At 66.1% G+C, this 16,817-nt stretch carries 16 protein-coding genes; 8 read left to right on the top strand and 8 right to left on the bottom strand.

The genetic code is table 11. The features are described from left to right. Window position 1: 1 nt before the first annotated feature. The 4 genes from KYE46_RS10075 to KYE46_RS10060 all read right to left on the bottom strand — a co-directional run bounded on the left by KYE46_RS10075 (window position 2) and on the right by KYE46_RS10060 (window position 2,909). Window positions 2-736: a glycosyltransferase family 32 protein gene (locus tag KYE46_RS10075; protein WP_219000497.1), complete on the bottom strand. Its 735-nt coding sequence runs from the start codon at window positions 734-736 to the stop codon at window positions 2-4. A 51-nt stretch (window positions 737-787) separates the two neighbouring features. Beyond that, entirely contained in the window at window positions 788-1,012 is a 225-nt protein-coding gene (locus tag KYE46_RS10070; protein WP_219000496.1) for a hypothetical protein, read from the bottom strand. Between the two features lie 261 nt (window positions 1,013-1,273). Continuing rightward, on the bottom strand, window positions 1,274-1,570 hold the full coding sequence (locus tag KYE46_RS10065) for a hypothetical protein (protein WP_219000495.1): 297 nt from the start codon (window positions 1,568-1,570) through the stop codon (window positions 1,274-1,276). A 94-nt stretch (window positions 1,571-1,664) separates the two neighbouring features. Further along, complete coding sequence (locus tag KYE46_RS10060) at window positions 1,665-2,909, bottom strand: sarcosine oxidase subunit beta family protein (protein WP_219000494.1); 1,245 nt, start codon at window positions 2,907-2,909, stop codon at window positions 1,665-1,667. Between the two features lie 201 nt (window positions 2,910-3,110). Between KYE46_RS10060 and ccmI the strand changes: the two genes are divergently transcribed. The 3 genes from ccmI to KYE46_RS10045 are packed head-to-tail and all read left to right on the top strand — an operon-like array spanning window position 3,111 to window position 5,079. Beyond that, window positions 3,111-4,364, top strand: coding sequence for a c-type cytochrome biogenesis protein CcmI (gene ccmI, locus KYE46_RS10055; protein ID WP_219000493.1), 1,254 nt, complete (start codon window positions 3,111-3,113; stop codon window positions 4,362-4,364). Further along, window positions 4,361-4,846 carry a Holliday junction resolvase RuvX gene (ruvX, locus tag KYE46_RS10050; protein ID WP_219000492.1) on the top strand — a complete coding sequence of 162 codons (486 nt, stop codon included), beginning with the start codon at window positions 4,361-4,363 and terminating at the stop codon, window positions 4,844-4,846. The genes ccmI and ruvX overlap by 4 nt, the downstream gene beginning before the upstream one ends. Next, window positions 4,843-5,079 (top strand): DUF1289 domain-containing protein, encoded by a 237-nt coding sequence (locus KYE46_RS10045; protein WP_219000491.1) that lies wholly within the window; start codon window positions 4,843-4,845, stop codon window positions 5,077-5,079. Before ruvX ends, KYE46_RS10045 begins: the two co-directional genes overlap by 4 nt. A 4-nt stretch (window positions 5,080-5,083) precedes the next feature. Here the strand turns inward: KYE46_RS10045 and KYE46_RS10040 are convergent, their stop codons facing one another. The 3 genes from KYE46_RS10040 to KYE46_RS10030 form a co-directional block, all read right to left on the bottom strand. After that, window positions 5,084-5,848: a hypothetical protein gene (locus KYE46_RS10040; RefSeq protein WP_219000490.1), complete on the bottom strand. Its 765-nt coding sequence runs from the start codon at window positions 5,846-5,848 to the stop codon at window positions 5,084-5,086. Beyond that, window positions 5,845-6,669, bottom strand: coding sequence for a sulfite exporter TauE/SafE family protein (locus KYE46_RS10035; RefSeq protein WP_219000489.1), 825 nt, complete (start codon window positions 6,667-6,669; stop codon window positions 5,845-5,847). Before KYE46_RS10035 ends, KYE46_RS10040 begins: the two co-directional genes overlap by 4 nt. Before the next feature lie 111 nt (window positions 6,670-6,780). After that, window positions 6,781-10,182, bottom strand: coding sequence for an indolepyruvate ferredoxin oxidoreductase family protein (locus KYE46_RS10030; RefSeq protein WP_219000488.1), 3,402 nt, complete (start codon window positions 10,180-10,182; stop codon window positions 6,781-6,783). Between the two features lie 237 nt (window positions 10,183-10,419). Between KYE46_RS10030 and KYE46_RS10025 the strand changes: the two genes are divergently transcribed. The 5 genes from KYE46_RS10025 to grxD all read left to right on the top strand — a co-directional run bounded on the left by KYE46_RS10025 (window position 10,420) and on the right by grxD (window position 15,096). Continuing rightward, a complete protein-coding gene (locus KYE46_RS10025) occupies window positions 10,420-11,340 on the top strand; it encodes a LysR family transcriptional regulator (protein ID WP_219000487.1) in 921 nt (306 codons plus the stop codon). A gap of 224 nt (window positions 11,341-11,564) precedes the next feature. Next, complete coding sequence (locus tag KYE46_RS10020; protein ID WP_219000486.1) at window positions 11,565-12,050, top strand: GNAT family N-acetyltransferase; 486 nt, start codon at window positions 11,565-11,567, stop codon at window positions 12,048-12,050. A gap of 139 nt (window positions 12,051-12,189) precedes the next feature. Further along, window positions 12,190-14,349: a phosphoribosylformylglycinamidine synthase subunit PurL gene (gene purL, locus KYE46_RS10015; RefSeq protein ID WP_219000485.1), complete on the top strand. Its 2,160-nt coding sequence runs from the start codon at window positions 12,190-12,192 to the stop codon at window positions 14,347-14,349. A 77-nt stretch (window positions 14,350-14,426) separates the two neighbouring features. Next, the gene (locus KYE46_RS10010; protein WP_219000484.1) at window positions 14,427-14,663 is read left to right on the top strand and encodes a BolA/IbaG family iron-sulfur metabolism protein; all 237 of its coding nucleotides are present in this window, start codon (window positions 14,427-14,429) and stop codon (window positions 14,661-14,663) included. Window positions 14,664-14,736: 73 nt separating this feature from the next. Continuing rightward, complete coding sequence (gene grxD / locus KYE46_RS10005; RefSeq protein WP_219000483.1) at window positions 14,737-15,096, top strand: Grx4 family monothiol glutaredoxin; 360 nt, start codon at window positions 14,737-14,739, stop codon at window positions 15,094-15,096. A gap of 244 nt (window positions 15,097-15,340) precedes the next feature. Here the strand turns inward: grxD and der are convergent, their stop codons facing one another. Next, entirely contained in the window at window positions 15,341-16,783 is a 1,443-nt protein-coding gene (der, locus tag KYE46_RS10000; protein ID WP_219000482.1) for a ribosome biogenesis GTPase Der, read from the bottom strand. Between the last annotated feature and the right edge of the window lie 34 nt (window positions 16,784-16,817).

Here is a 16,817-nt window from a genome sequence, read left to right as displayed (position 1 = left end):
GTCAGCGCTCCTCAGAGGTCGGTTCGGTCAGGGGCAGAGGCTCGGTGGCCTCAAGGACGTAGGCCACGTCATCGAACAATTGCGGGTTCGGGGTGCCCTCGTATGTGTCGAGCGTCGTGCCCCAGTGGTGTTCGGCATAGATCGGTCCCGGCCCATCGTAGCGCGGGCCTTTCTTGTGGCGCGGCACGAAGAAATAGGCGGGCCAGATGCGCAGATCGGTGATCTGGTCGCGGTACTTCTCGACCAATCCGCGCAGGAAGAGATTGCCGACGCTGATCCACGGCTGGCGCGCGGTCTCTGGCGCTTGCGAGAATTGCGCGTGGATCTCGTCGATCGTCAGCGCCAACGTCCGGGTCTCGGGGGCAGAGGCGAGGAAAGGCGTCAGCTTCGAGCGGCGCTTGGGGTGCGTCTCGTAACAGGTGTAGGTGCAAGGCTCGTTGAAGAGCGCGTCGCAGGGCTGCAACGCCTCGAAATCCGCGCCGGGTAGGAAGCCACCGCGCTCGAACAGGATCTCGTAGCGCATCAGATCGGCCACGCCCTCAAAATGACGTTTGCGAAAATAATGCGCCATCAGCCGCTGGTTTCGCCACCGGCGGCCGGTCAGGTAGATGTTGTCATAAAGGGTGTAGGTCCAATCGGGGTGCAGGTTGCGCCACGTATCCATCCAGCGCCGAGGCGCCGGGCGATCCCCGATCCAGATATGGCCGAGGTGCTTGGGGATGGCGACCGCGCTCATCGGCGCGCGCCTGGCCCGGACGAGACCTGCCCCGTCCGGGCCTTGGTGGTGTCATTCGTCCGCCACAGCGGGTGTCGTGGTCTCGACGGCAGGCTCCGTCGGGACAAGGACACGCTCTTCCGGAACGGTGTCGTCGGTTCCACCCATGAACAGCAGGGCAAGGATGAACAAAACGACGATACCGGCGATGAAGATAAGCGCGCCCGCACCGGTGCCGCGCCGCGTGGGTGGCGGCGTGTCAAAGGCGTGGTCGCGATGTTGGTCATAGTTTGACATTGTGCGTCCTCCTTTTGTGCGCATCCCAATGATGGGGGGCAGGAGGGGAGCCGCGCAAAGGCGCTGTTCCGAGGGGTGAGATTTGGGCCAAAAAGGGCCGCGCGGCCCTTGAAACATGGGCCAAAGACCGCCGGTTCCATCAGCAGTGTCGGTTTTTGCACCGCGCCCGTCTGGATGCCGGACACAGCACGAGAGAGGCCCTCAAAGAAGGCCTCTCTGCGCGTTTTCAAACCGTGTCGTAAGGGGCGATTGCCCGCGAGGTCATTCGCTCTCGACGACCGCTTCTGCACCGGCTTCGGCGCCACCGGCGTCTGCATCAGCGGCTGCCGCGGCATCGCCGTCACCGTCGCTGCCGACCGTGACATCGACGCTGGTCGAGGCGCCGTCACCGACGTCGGCCGTGCCGCCGTCATTGTCCATGCCGAACATGAGGAATGCCAGGATCGCCAGAACGACGACAACGGCACCCAGGATGAACGCCATCCCGCTGCCGCCCCCGCGATCGACTTCGCGGTATTCGGTCCGGGTATGGGTCTCTCTGTGGTTGGGATCGGCCATAATGCACCTCTCAAAGTTTGCGTACTCGGTGATAGAACACCGCGCACGCCCCTTTGGTTCCCTGCCCGCCTGCTATGACATTGGACGGCCTTCATCAGTGCGCCACACCCGCGGCGACGGATTCGTCGATGAAACGGCCCTCGCGGAAGCGCTCCATGCCGAATTCCTCGGTCAGGGGGGAATGCCCCTTGGCCATCAATTCGGCAAAGCCCCAACCGGAGCCGGGGATCGCCTTGAAGCCGCCCGTGCCCCAACCGCAGTTCATGAACATGCCCTCCACGGGCGTTTTCGAGATGATCGGAGAGCGGTCGCCGGTGACGTCCACGATCCCGCCCCATTGGCGCAGCATCTTCAGGCGCGAGAGCATCGGGAAGGTCTCGATCAGGGCGCGGACGGTCTCCTCCACATGGTGGAAGGAGCCGCGCTGCGTGTAGTTGTTGTGCCCGTCGGTGCCGCCGCCGATCACCATCTCGCCCTTGTCGGACTGGCTCAGGTAGCCGTGCACCGTGTTGGCCATGACGACCACGTCCATGCAGGGCTTGATCGGCTCGGAGACCAGCGCCTGCAGCGCCACCGATTCCATCGGCAGACGGAAGCCCGCCATCTCGGCCAGCACCGAGGAATGGCCCGCCACGACGCCGCCAAGCTTCTTGCAGCCGATGAAACCCTTCGTGGTCTCCACCCCTTGGACCGCGCCGCCCTCGACCCGCACGCCCGTCACCTCGGTCTGCTGGATGATGTCCATGCCCATGTCGGAACAGGCGCGCGCGTAGCCCCAGGCCACCGCGTCATGGCGCGCGGTGCCACCGCGCGGCTGCCAGAGCCCGCCCAGAACCGGATAGCGCGGCCCCTCGATATTCATGATCGGCACAAGCTTCTTGACCTCGTGCTTGTCGATGAAGCGGGTCTCGACCCCCTGCAGCGCATTGGCCTGGGCCGTGCGCAGGTAGCCGCGCACCTCGTGGTGTGTCTGCGCTAGCATGATCACGCCGCGGGGGCTGAACATGATGTTGTAGTTCAGGTCCTGGCTCAAGGTCTCGTAAAGCGACCGCGCCTTCTCGTAGATCGCCGCCGAAGGGTCCTGCAGGTAGTTCGACCGGATGATCGTCGTGTTGCGGCCCGTGTTGCCGCCGCCAAGCCAGCCCTTCTCGATCACCGCGACATTGGTGATGCCGTGGTTCTTGCCGAGGTAATAGGCCGTGGCGAGCCCGTGTCCCCCGGCGCCTACGATGACCACGTCGTAGGAGGCTTTCGGCGTGGGCGAACGCCACGCGCGCTCCCATCCCTCGTGGTGGCGGAAGGCTTCTCGGGCGATGGCGAAGGCGGAATATTTGCGCATGGACGGGCTCCGGATCTGATACCTTGCTTTTCCGCTGATTCCGGAAAAAGAGGATACCCGGCGCGACATTTATGGAACGGTTTGCGACGCCCCGCCATCTTGTCGGCAACCGGCCCATTTTCAGTCCATTGACGCTCACGTGTCTTTCGCTCCCGCGCCATGCGTTCTATGTGGGGACCACTTGTAGGAGGACGGCGACCCATGGCGTTTTGGTTGGCAGCGGGCTTCATCAGCATCGTGGTCGCAGGCATCGTCTTTCTGGCGGCCCGCCGCCCTGCCCCGGCGCAGGCCCCGGCCGCCGCCTATGATCTGCAAGTCTACCGCGATCAACTGGCCGAACTGGACCGCGACGTGGCCCGCGGCACCCTCTCTGACGAGGAAGCGAGCCGCGCCCGGACCGAGGTCAGCCGCCGCATCCTCGACGCCGACCGCGCGTTGCAGGCCGCCGGTGACCGCGCCCGCGGCAACGCCCTTGGCACGGCAGCCATCGGCGCGGGCCTCATTGCCACGATCGTCGGGGCCGGCTGGCTCTACACGCAAGTGGGCGCCCCCGGCTATCCCGACATGCCCCTGCAGGCGCGCATCGCCACCATCGAAGAGGCCCGCGCCAACCGCCCCGCGCAGGCCACGGCCGAGGCGCAGGCACCGGCGCGTCCCGAGACCGCCACCGACCCCGAGCGCGAGGCGCTGGTGGCGCAACTCCGCGAGGTCATGGCCGAGCGCCCCGACGACACGCAGGGCCTCACCCTTCTGGCCGCGAACGAGGCGATGTTGGGCAATTTCACCGCCGCCCATACCGCGCAGGCGCATCTGATCGACCTTCTCGGCAGCGAGGCCAGCGGCCGGCACTACATCGACCTCGCCGAGATGATGATCTTCGCCGCCGGCGGCTATATCTCCCCCGAGGCCGAGCAAGCCCTGCGCGCCGGTCTGGCGCTGGAGCCCCGCGACGGTACCGGACGGTATTACGCCGGAGAGATGTACGCACAGCAGGGCCGCCCCGACCTCGCGCTGCCGATCTGGACGCGCCTGCTCGCCGACTCGCGGCCTGAGGCGCCCTGGGTCCTCCCGATCCAGCAACAGATCGAAGCCGTGGCCTCCGCCGCCGGGGTGGACCTCGACCCCGCCCTGCTCGCCCCCGCCCCCGGTGCGGCGGCGGCAGGTGGGCGCGGCCCTTCGCCCGAGGATATCGCCGCGATGGAGGATATCGCCCCCGAAGACCGGCAAGCCATGATCACCTCGATGGTGGAGGGCCTCGCGGACCGGCTCGCGCGTGAGGGCGGCCCGCCCGAGGATTGGGCCCGCCTGATCACCGCCTACGGAGTCCTCGGCCGTGTGAATGCCGCGCAGATCGTCCACGACGACGCGCTCTCCGTCTTCGCCGATGCCCCGGACGCCCTGGCCCTGATCGAGAACGCCTTTCGCGCTGCGATGGCACGGGCGGGCGCCGAATGATCCACGCAGAGCTGGAAGAGATCGTCCCCCTCCTGCCCCCCCTGCGCGGGCTGATGGGGCTGGACCTCGGCACCAAGACCATTGGCGTCGCGGTCTCCGACCGGCTCCTGACCTCGGCCAGCGCGGTCGAGACGGTGAAGCGCCGGAAGTTCGGCGTCGATGCCGATGCTCTCGCGGCGCTGGTGGCCCGGCACGAGGTCGCAGGCCTGATCCTCGGCCTGCCGCGCAACATGGACGGCTCCGAAGGCCCCCGAGCCCAGGCCACCCGCGCCTTCGCCCTCAACCTCTCGCGCCGGCCCGATTTCGCCGAGCTTCCCATCGCCTTCTGGGACGAGCGCCTCTCCACCGTCGCCGCCGAACGCGCCCTGATCGAGGCGGATACGACACGCAAACGTCGCTCCGAGGTGATCGACGCCGTGGCCGCCAGTTATATCCTGCAAGGGGCGCTCGACCGATTGCGCCATCTGAGGGCTGGTACATGAGCAAGGACATCTGGCAACGCGACGAGGTGCAATCGCCCTGCGTGAACATCTGCGTCATCCATCCCGATGCCCGACTTTGCACTGGCTGCCTGCGCACGATCGAGGAAATCACCCAGTGGCACAGCCTCTCGGACGCGGCCCGGACCGAGGTGATTGAAGCCCTGCCCGCCCGCAAACCGCAATTGGCCATGCGCCGCGGCGGTCGCGCGGCCCGGCTGGCCCGCAAGCCCTGAGCCGCTAGGACAGCGCCAGCCAGTCCTCGGGCCGCGCTACGAGGGGCCGGAAATAAGCGGTCGCGCGCCCCTCCGGCGGCGCGTCGGCGCCCGCCTTCCAAGGGGCCACGCCATGGATCGTCATCCTGTGCAACAGGACCGATTGACCCGGCCGCAAAGGCACCTCGATCCTCTCGCAGCGCTCGAACACGTCCGCCCGCGCGGCACGGTAGGTCTCGGTCACGTCCCGCGTCGCCCAATCGTGCGGCGCGATGCCGTCAAAACCCTGCGCGAAGGCGCGGCGGATGATCTCGTGGCTCCCGTCCCAGACCACCAGCGGCGCGGCCTGCGCCGAAGCCGCGTTGAGCGCGATGCCGAGGATCCAGGCATGGGGCTCGCGCAGCTGACGGCGCTTTTCGGGCCCCACGGGCAACAGACCATCCAGATGCGCGGCGTCGCGGTCACGGCGAAACCGGTGGTTCGCCGCGCTTTCCTCCGGATCGCGCCCCGGATAGCCTGGATGCGTGACCGAGACCTGCGCCCGGTGCAATTGCCGCACGCCGGTCTGCAAGGCGGCTTCCGCGAAGGCGGCCCCGCGCAACGGAGGCCCGCCCGTGACCCGCCCCTCGGCGTCATTGTCCAGAATGTCGACGCCGACGCACCATGTCCCGCCATGGCGCCGCGGCTCCCGCGCCGCCGCCGCCAGTGCCGGCACCCGCGCCGCCTCGACCCAGGCCGCCACCGCAGGTTCGCTGTCGAAAACCTGCCAGCCGCGGCAGAGCCAGCTCAATACCCCAAGGCCTTTCGCAGCATGTTCAGCGCCATCACCATGATGAACAGCGCGAAGACACGCTTGAGCGGCTTGGGGTCCATCGCATGCGCCAGCTTCACCCCGAGCGGTGTGGTGACCAGCGTCATCGCGACGACGACTGCGAAAGCGACGAGGTTGACCTGCCCGACGGTAAAGGGCGGCCGGTTTGCCGCCTCGCCCGGCGTCAGCAGGAACCCCACGACCGCGGGCACCGCGATGATCACGCCAAAGCCCGCCGCCGTCGCCACCGCGCGGTGGATCGGCACGCCGTAAAGCGTCATCATCGGCACCCCGAAAGAACCGCCCCCGATGCCCATGAGAACCGAGAGAAACCCGATGATCGGAGACGTCACGACAGTGCCGGCCGTGCCCGGCATCTGCGTGCCCAACCGCCACTCCGGCCGCCCGAACGCCATGTAGAGGCCGACGCCCAGACCAAGCACGCCGAAAATCGCCATCAGCACCTCGTTGCGCAACCCGCTGGCCGCCACGACGCCGAGGCAGGCACCGATGACGATGCCCGGCCCCCATCGCCGCAGGATCTCCCATTCCACCGCGCCGCGCCGATGATGGCCCAGAACCGAGCGCAGGGAGGTCACCACGATGGTCGCCAGCGAGGTCGCGAGGCAGATCTGCATCAACCCCTCCGGCCCGTAGCCGAGCCCTTCGAATGCAAAGAAAAAAGCGGGGACCAGTACGATGCCGCCGCCCACGCCCAAAAGCCCCGCGATCACACCCGCAAGCGCGCCGATCATCAGGATCAGGGCCAACATCGGCAAGAATTCAGACAGTTCCGGCATCGGCCCTCCAGATTTCCACCCGTCGCGCCTACCGCAAGGGCGGAGGGTAGGAAACCCCCCTCCGCCCTTCATCTTTTCAAAAATACGGACAAGACTGCCCGCGCAAGGCGCCTATTCGGCGGCGCGCAGGGTGCTCCCTGCGCCTTCCAGCGCCAATAGCAACTCCTGGCGACGCGCCTCGGCTTTGGCGGCATTGGCCTCCTTGATCGGACCGTACCCCCGGATCGACAGGGGCAGCTCCGCCAGCGCCACCAGCGCTTCCATCCGCGCCGCATTTGCCTTGGGCAGCCAGACCAGCATGTCGTCCTGATACTGACGGATCAGGTCACGCTCCATGCGGCGGTCGGCGCTGTAGCCGAAGACATCGAAGGGCGTGCCGCGCAGGACCTTCATCTTCGCCAGCACCTTGTAGACACCGCCCACCCAGGCGCCAAAGGCACGCTTTTTCGGGCGGCCGTTGCTGTCGCGTCCGGGCAGCAGCGGCGGGGCCAGATGATAGGTCATCTTGAAATCGCCGGTCAGGGTCTCGCGGGCCTTGGCCTCGGTATCCAGATGCAGCCGTGCGACCTCGTATTCGTCCTTGTAGGACAGGAGCTTGTGGTAGCCCTTGGCCACGGCCTCCTTCAGGCGCGGGTCGCGCACGCTGTCGACCATCTTGCGGTAGCGTTTCGCCAGCCGCTTGCCCTGGTAGGCCACGAGGTGCGCCTCGCGGAAGGCGATCTTCTCGTCCAGCGATTTCGGCAGGGCCACGACGTTGGGCTCGGTCAGCCCCTTCACGCGCTCGGGGTTCTCCACCGCCCAACGGCCCATCTCGAAGGCCTCCTTGTTGGCCTCCACTGCCGCGCCGTTCATCTTGATCGCTTCCATGATCGCCTTGCGGCTGAGCGGCACGAGCCCCATCTGCCAGGCCGCGCCGAAGGTCATCATGTTGGAATAGATCGAGTCGCCCAACAGCACCCGCGCCAGTTCGGTGGCATCGAACAGCACCAGCTTGTCGCGCAGCCGCGCCTGCAGCGCCACTTCCAGATCCTTGCCCGGAATGGTGAATTCGGTGTCGAGGGTGAAATCCCCCGTGGTGATCTCGTGGCTGTTGACCGCCGCACCGGTGCGCCCGGTGGTCATCTGCGCCAGCGTCTTTGCGCCGCCGGTCACGACGAGGTCGCCGCCAATCACCGCATCCGCCTCGCCCGCGCCCACGCGGATCGCCGAGATGTCCTCAGGCCGGTTCGCCAGCCTCAAATGGATCGCCACGGCGCCGCCCTTCTGGGCCAGTCCTGCCATCTCGATCATGCCGACGCCCTTGCCGTCGAGCTGTGCCGCCTGCGCCATCACCGCGCCGATGGTCACCACGCCGGTGCCGCCCACGCCGGTCACCAGCATGTTGTGGGTGCCATCGATCTCGGGCAGCACCGGGTCCGGCAGGCCCTTCAGGTCGACCGAGGCCGAGGCCTCCTTGCGGATCGCGGCGCCTTCAAGTGTCACGAACGAAGGGCAGAAGCCCTGCAGGCAGGAGAAATCCTTGTTGCAGGTCGACTGGTCGATCGCCCGCTTGCGGCCCAACTCGGTCTCGACCGGCACGATGGAGACGCAGTTCGACTGCACGCCGCAATCGCCACAGCCCTCGCAGACGTCGGTGTTGATGAAGACGCGCTTGTCAATGTCGGGGAAAGTGCCGCGCTTGCGGCGGCGGCGCTTCTCGGCGGCACAGGTCTGCACGTAGATGATCGCGCTCACGCCCTCAAGCTTGCGGTATTTCTCCTGCACCTGCATCAGGTCGTCGCGCTCGAACCGCTCGCAGTCTTTCGGGAAGGCCGCGAAATCGACTTCTTCCTTCGGATCATAGACCAGCGCGATGTTCTTCACGCCCATGGCGCGGATCTCGCGGGCAATGCGCGCAGGGTCCAGATCGCCCTCGTTATCCTGCCCGCCGGTCATCGCCACGGCATCGTTGAACAGGATCTTGTAGGTGATGTTGGTGCCCGCGGCCAAGGCGGCCCGGATCGCGAGGATGCCCGAGTGGTTATAGGTCCCCTCGCCCAGGTTCTGGAACATGTGGTCGCGCTTGGAGAACAGGCTCTCGCCGACCCAGTTCACCCCTTCGCCGCCCATGTGGGTATAGGCCTCGGTCTCGCGGTCCATCCATTTCGCCATGAAGTGGCAGCCGATCCCCGCCCCCGAGCGCGAGCCTTCCGGCACCCGCGTGGAGGTATTGTGCGGACAGCCCGAGCAGAACCACGGCACCCGCTTGGCCAGATCCGGCGCGTTGGAGGCGCGGCGCGCCTCTTTCACCGTCGCGATGCCTTGGCGGGTACGCTCGGTGGCGCAGCCTTCCTCGATCAGGATATTGCCCAGTTTCACCGCGATATCAGCGGGATCGAGCGCGAATTTCTGCGGGAACAGCGTGTTGCCATGGCCGTCCTTGTAGCCATAGACGCGGCGGCCCCGGCGGTCGTCGAAAATTGCCTCCTTGACCTGCACCTCGATCAGCTTGCGCTTCTCCTCGACCACCACGATCAGGTCCAGCCCGTCGGCCCAATCATGGAAGCCGCGCATGTCCAGCGGCCAGACCTGCCCGACCTTGTAGGTCGTGATCCCCATCGACCGGGCGGTTTCCTCGTCGATCCCGAGCGCATCGAGCGCCGAGACCAGATCGAGCCAGTTCTTGCCCGCCGCCACGAGGCCGATCTTGGCCCCCGCTTGGCCAAGCACGCGCTTGTCGATCTTGTTGGCATGGGCGAAGGCCTCCGCCGCATGGCGCTTGTATTCCAGCAGGCGCTCCTCCTGCGGGATCCAGTGATCGCCCAGACGGATGTTCAACCCGCCCTCGGGCATGTCGAACTCGGGCTCGACCAGCTCCATCCGCTCGGGCCGCGCGTCGACCACCGCCGTGGCCTCCACATTGTCCTTCACGCACTTCAGGCCCACCCAGACGCCCGCATAGCGGCTGAGCGCATAGCCATAGATGCCGTAATCGAGGATTTCCTGCACGCCGGCGGGGCTGAGAACGGGCATATGCACGTCGACCATCGCCCAGTCGGACTGGTGGCACACGGTCGAGCTTTCGCCGGTGTGGTCATCGCCCATCGCCATGATCACGCCGCCATGCTTCGAGGTGCCCGCCATGTTGGCGTGGCGCATCACGTCGCCGGTGCGGTCGACGCCCGGCCCCTTGCCGTACCAGAGGCCGAAGACGCCATCGAACTTGCCCTCGCCGCGCAGTTCCGCGGTCTGCGTGCCCCAATGCGCCGTCGCCGCAAGGTCCTCGTTCAGGCCCGGCTTGAACGTCACATCCGCCTCCGCCAGCACCTTTTCGGAACGCGACATCTGCAGGTCGAGCCCGCCAAGGGGCGAGCCGCGATAGCCGCTGACAAAACCTGCCGTGTTCAACCCGGCTGCCTCGTCGCGGGCCTTCTGCATCAGCATCAGCCGCACCAAGGCCTGTGTGCCGTTGAGCAGAACCGGGGATTTCGTCAGGTCGAATTTATCTTTTAGCGAGACTTGCTGCACTCCCATAGGGACCTCCCGTGCGTCAAACGGGCCCGATCGCGCCCGATGAAATGTCTGCCTCCCTTATAGGTCATAATTGCTGACCTGTCCACTCTTCTGCGCATTGCCGGGATTTTCAGCGCCCCGCGGCGGGTTAGCTCTTGCGCGTGCCGTGTTAACCCTTGATCTACACCGTTCCCCTAAAAAGCTTTGCACCTGCAGCATTGCACACTACGTTAACGCTAACTCGAGGAAGGGCTCGGAATGGACTGGGATAAACTGCGCATATTTCATGCGGTCGCTTCTGCGGGGTCACTGACCCATGCGGGCGATATCTTGCACCTGTCGCAATCCGCCGTCTCCCGTCAGATCCGCGCGCTGGAGGAAGGGTTAGACACCACGCTGTTCCACCGCCACGCCCGCGGTCTGATCCTGACCGAGCAGGGAGAACTTCTCTACGACGCCACGCGGCACATGACCAAGCGGCTCGACGCGGCCTCGGCGCGGATTCGCGACAGCGAGGAAGAAGTCTTCGGCGAGCTGCGCGTGACCACGACCATCGGGTTCGGCTCGCTCTGGCTCGCACCCCGCCTGCCCGCGCTCTACGAGAAATATCCCGACCTCAAGATCGACCTGATGCTGGAGGAACGCCTGCTCGACCTGCCGATGCGCGAGGCCGACGTGGCAATCCGCATGAAAGAGCCGTCGCAGGCCGACCTGATCCGCCGTCGCCTGATGACGATCAACATGCGCCTCTACGCGACGCCCTCCTACATCGAGAAGAACGGGATGCCCGCCAGCATCCGCGATCTCGGCACCCATCGCCTGATCTCGCAGAACGCCTCCGCCGCGCAGGTTTCCGCAGGCGCCATATTGGTGCGCGAATTGATGAGCTATGACGTTGGCTCAACGCTGTCGGTGAATAACTATTTCGGCGTATTGCAGGCGGTGATCAACGATCTGGGTGTCGGCGTATTGCCCGATTACCTGACCCAGGATTTCCCGGACCTCGTCCGCGTCCTGCCCGAGATCGAATCGGCGGAAGTCCCGGTGTTTCTCGCCTACCCCGAAGAATTGCGCCACTCGCGCCGGATCGAAGTGTTTCGCGATTTCGTCTCGGAAGAGGTCATTGCCTACCGCAGACGCCAGCGCGAGGCCGAGGCTTCGCCGGTGCTCAATCCTTGAGCAACAGGCATCCAAGGCTGTGTGCTATGCGCCACAGACATAACGGGTTTGCGCTCACGAAGGCCGGTTTGCCTTGATCGCAGGCGTTTTGATTAATAAACGTCAGTTATTGGAACCGCCGCTTAGCGGCACTCCAATACCTCCCTGTTGGACTTCGGCCGAGATTCGTCTCGGCCTTTTTTTTGGCCTATGGCCAGAGCCTAGAAACAGAGGATGACAGCGCCATGACGCAGATCAATGTTCAGGTTAATCCCCCAGTTAGCCCGCGTCCGGCGGATATCCACAAACTTCTTGATACGACCTACGCCTATATGAACGGGCGCATCGATCCGCCCTCGTTTCTGGTCGGCATGACGACGCAGGATGTGGCCCGGAAAATGGCGTCCGAGGATTTCTTCCTCGTGCAGGACGGCCCCCGCCCCGTTGCCTGCGGCTTCGGTCACGGGGTCGAGGGCGCGCCCGGCCTCTACGAACTCGGCAAGCTTGCCGTGGCCGGAAGCCACCAGCGCCGCGGCATCGCCCGCGCCCTGATCGATACCGCCGCCGATCACGCCCGCGCGCGAGGCTTCGCGACGCTGCAGCTCTTCGCCCGGGTGGAGCTCACCGAGAACCATGCCGTCTACGAGGCGCTCGGCTTCACCCGCTCGGGCAGCTTCACCCATCCGGGCTTTGCCGCCCCCACCGCCCATGTGTTCCAGCGCCCGCTGTGACCGGGCGCGAAAGTCACAGCGCGGCCCCGGCGTTCCGTGCGACATGGTGTGAGGGTTCCCACCCGCGCCCCGGCCCCTTATAGAGCCTCCAAGATCATGACCCCTCGGGGTCTGACATGCGCAAATCTGGGGATTCTGAATGACCGATCCAGCCATCACACCCGATGTGATCGCCGCCCATGGCTTTACCGACGCCGAATATGCCGAAGTCAACTCGATCCTCGGACGCGCGCCGAACTACACCGAAATGGGCATCTTCTCGGCCATGTGGAACGAGCATTGTTCCTACAAATCCTCCAAGAAATGGCTGCGCACCCTACCCACGGAAGGCCCCCAGGTCATCTGCGGCCCCGGCGAAAACGCGGGCATCGTGGACATCGGCGACGGGCAATGCGTCGTCTTCAAGATGGAGAGCCACAACCACCCCTCCTACATCGAGCCCTATCAGGGGGCCGCGACGGGCGTGGGCGGCATCCTGCGCGACGTCTTCACCATGGGCGCGCGGCCCATCGCGGCGATGAACTCGCTGAGCTTCGGCGAGGTCGCCCACCCCAAGACGCGGCAGCTGGTCCATGGCGTCGTGGAAGGCGTCGGCGGCTACGGCAACTGCTTCGGCGTGCCGACCATCGGTGGCGAGGTGCGGTTCCACCCGGCCTATAACGGCAACTGCCTCGTCAACGCCTTCGCCGCGGGCCTCGCGGATACCGACAAGATTTTCTACTCTGCCGCCTCGGGCGTCGGCATGCCTGTCGTCTACCTCGGCGCCAAGACCGGCCGCGACGGCGTCGGCGGCGCGACCATGGCTTCGGCCGAGTTCGACGACACCATCGAAGAGAAGCGCCCGACGGTGCAAGTCGGCGACCCCTTCACCGAGAAGCGCCTGCTGGAGGCGACGCTGGAGCTGATGGCCTCGGGCGCGGTGATCTCGATTCAGGACATGGGCGCGGCGGGCCTCACCTGCTCGGCGGTGGAGATGGGCGACAAGGGCGGGCTCGGCATCAAGCTGAACCTCGACGCCGTGCCGATCCGAGAAGAGGAAATGACCGCCTACGAGATGATGCTGTCCGAGAGCCAGGAGCGGATGCTCATGGTGCTCAAGCCCGAGCTGGAAGACGTGGCTCGAGAGATTTTCGTGAAATGGGACCTCGATTTCGCCGTGGTGGGCGAGACGATCCCCGAGGATCGCTTCATCATCATCCATAACGGTGAGACCAAGGCCGACCTGCCGCTGTCGAAACTGGCCTCCACCGCGCCGGAATACGACCGTCCCTGGGTGCCGACGGAACCGGCCGAGGCGCTGGACGCGGTGCCCGAGATCGACCCGATCGACGCGCTGCGCGCCCTCGTCTCCTCGCCCAACTACTGCTCGCGCCAGTGGGTCTACCAGCAATACGACCACCAGGTGATGGGCGACACGGTCGTCTCGCCGGGGCTTGGCGCGGGCGTCGTCCGCGTGCATGGCACCGACAAGGCGCTGGCCTTCACCTCGGACGTGACGCCGCGCTACGTGAAGGCGAACCCCGTGGAGGGCGGCAAGCAGGCGGTGGCGGAAGCCTATCGCAACCTCACGGCGGTGGGGGCAAAGCCGCTGGCCACCACCGACAACATGAACTTCGGCAACCCCGAGAAGCCCGAGATCATGGGCCAGTTCGTGGGCGCCATTCAAGGCATCGGCGAGGCCTGCCTCGCGCTCGACACGCCGATCGTCTCGGGCAATGTCTCGCTCTACAACGAGACCGACGGCACCGGCATCCTCCCCACGCCGACCATTGGCGCCGTGGGTCTGCTCGACCATATCGACGAGTTGATCGCGGGCGTCGCGCGCGAGGGCCATGTGCTTTTGCTGGTCGGCGAGACCGAGGGTCACCTCGGCCAATCCGCGCTGCTGGCCGAGGTCTTCAACCGCGAAGATGGCGACGCGCCCCGTGTCGATCTGGAGGCCGAGAAGCGCAACGGCGACTTCATCCGCGACAACCGCGAATGGATCGGCGCCTGCACCGACCTCTCCGACGGCGGGCTGGCCCTTGCCGCCTTCGAGATCGCCCATGCCGCCGGCACCGGGGTGACGCTCGACCTAGCGGACACCGCGACGCTCTTCGGCGAGGACCAGGCGCGCTACCTGATCTCGACCTCCTTCGACAAGGCCGAGGCGCTGATGGTGGCGGCCGGTCAGGCGGGCGTGACCCTCGGCACCGTGGGCAAGGTCGGCGGCGAAATGGTGCGGATCGGCGGCTCGGAAGCGTCGCTCGCGGAGCTGTCGGAGGCCTACATGGGCACCTTCGCGGCGACCTTCGCATGAGCGCGCGCCACCGCCCGCTTGCGACCCGCAACGCCGCGTCCTACATCTAGGACAAGACCAACCCAAGGATCCGACCCATGCCGATGCAAGCCTCCGAGATCGAAGCGCTCCTGCGCCAGACTTTTCCCGACGCCAAGATCGAAGTCTCGGGCGATGACGGTGTCCACATGGCCGCGATGGTCGTGGACGAAAGCTTCCGCGGCATGAACCGGGTGCAACAACAGCGCGCCGTCTATGCCGCGCTGAAAGGCAAGATGGACGGCTCTGCGGGCGAATTGCACGCGCTGGCCCTGACCACCAAGGCACCGGATTGATGCGCCGCCCGCGCCCTGCGGACCCAACTTTTCCCCGCGCGCCCCGCGTGCGGATGACCAAAGGACCCAATGAATGACCGCTGAGACCCAGATCAAAGACACCATCACCGCCAATGACGTCGTGCTGTTCATGAAGGGCACCAAGGAAATGCCGCAGTGCGGATTTTCCTCCCGCGTGGCGGGCGTGCTGAACTACATGGGCGTGGATTTCGCCGATGTGAACGTGCTGGCCGACGAGGGCCTGCGCCAGGGCATCAAGGATTTCTCCGACTGGCCGACGATCCCGCAGCTCTACGTGAAGGGCGAATTCGTCGGCGGCTGCGATATCATCACCGAGATGACGTTGTCGGGCGAGCTGGACACGCTGTTCTCGGAAAACGGCGTCGCCTACGACAAGGACGCCGCCGACAAGATCCGCGAAGCGAACGCCTGAGGGTGCGGTCCGGGGGGTGCACCGGGCCGGATAAGGTACGGGAGGGTCCGCCTTTGGCGGGCCCTTTTTTTCTGGTGATTGGTTGGGGGATGTAACCGGCGGGGGCCAGTACGTGGGGCGGCCGGGGGGGCTCTGCCCATGACCTTTATTCGGGGCTCTGCCCATTAATACTATTCGGGGGCTCTGCCCCCGGGCCCCCGGAGTTGTACGGCCAAGATGAAGGAGCGGCGGGGTGGTCTGCCGCTTAGTCCTTCTTCTTGGTCAAGCCCTTTTTCACGTGTTTGTTGAGCCGCGAGGGGATGGATTTCTTGCGGTTCTTGTAGGGGTTATCCTCGGCCTGGCTGCGCATGTAGAGCCGGATCGGGGTGCCGGGCATGTTGAAATCCTCGCGCAGGCCGTTGATCAGGTAGCGCGAATAGGCCTCGGGCAGGAGTTGCGGGTGCGAGCACATGACCACGAAGCCCGGCGGGCGGGTTTTCACCTGGGTCATGTAGCGCAGCTTGATGCGGCGGCCGCCCGGCGCGGGGGGCGGGTGCGCCTCGATCATCGCCGAGAGCCATTGGTTCAGGCGCGCGGTGGAGATGCGGGTGTTCCAGGTCTCGTGGATCTTCATGATCGCGGCGTGGAGCTTGTCGAGCCCCTTGCCGGTCTTTGCCGAAACGGTGACCAGCGGCGCGCCGCGCAGTTGCGGCAGGAGGCGTTCGAAGCCCACGCGCAGGTCTTTGAGTTTCTGCTGCTTTTCAGGCTCGAGGTCCCATTTGTTGACGGCGACGACCACGGCGCGGCCCTCGCGCTCGGCGAGGTCGGCGATGCGCAGGTCCTGGCTCTCGAAGGGGATGGCGGCGTCCAGCAGCACGACGACGACCTCGGCGAATTTCACCGCGCGCAAGCCGTCGGAGACCGATAGTTTCTCCAGCTTTTCCTGCACCTTGGCGCGTTTACGCATGCCGGCGGTGTCGAAGATGCGCATCGGCACCTCGTCCCACTCGAAGGTCAGGCCGATGGCGTCGCGGGTGATCCCGGCCTCGGGCCCGGTGAGCAGGCGGTCCTCGCCGATGATCTGGTTGATCAGGGTGGATTTGCCCGCGTTGGGGCGGCCCACGACCGCGATCTGCAGCGGCTTGGTGGCGGTGATGACGCGGTCGTCGCTGTCCACGTCCACATCGGTCTCGGCCTCTTCGGTGTCCTCCTGCGCCTCGATCAGGGGGCGGAGGACGGCGGCGAGATCGGCCATGCCCTCGCCGTGTTCCGCCGAGAGCGCCAGCGGCTCGCCCAGGCCGAGCGAGAAGGCATCGAGCAGGCCGGACTGGCCCGCGTTGCCCTCGGCCTTGTTGGCGGCCAGCAGGACCGGGCGGCCGGACTTGCGCAGGATGTCGGCGAAGACCTCGTCGTTGGCGGTCACGCCTGCGCGCGCGTCCATCAGGAACAGCGTCGCGTCCGCCATCGCCACCGCGCGCTCGGTCAGGCGGCGCATGCGGCCTTCGAGGCTGTCGTCGGTGGCATCTTCGAGTCCGGCCGTGTCGATCACCGTGAAGCGCAGGTCCGCGAGCTTCGCCGCGCCCTCGCGCAGGTCACGGGTCACGCCGGGCTGGTCATCGACCAGCGCCAGCTTGCGCCCGACCAGGCGGTTGAACAGCGTCGATTTGCCGACATTGGGGCGGCCGACGATGGCGAGAGTGAAGGACATGGGAACAACCTTGAATTGAAGAGGCGCACCTACG

Source organism: Gymnodinialimonas ceratoperidinii (genome assembly GCF_019297855.1).
In the GTDB taxonomy this organism is placed as follows: domain Bacteria; phylum Pseudomonadota; class Alphaproteobacteria; order Rhodobacterales; family Rhodobacteraceae; genus Gymnodinialimonas; species Gymnodinialimonas ceratoperidinii.
This window is presented reverse-complemented; position numbering and strand designations above follow the sequence as displayed.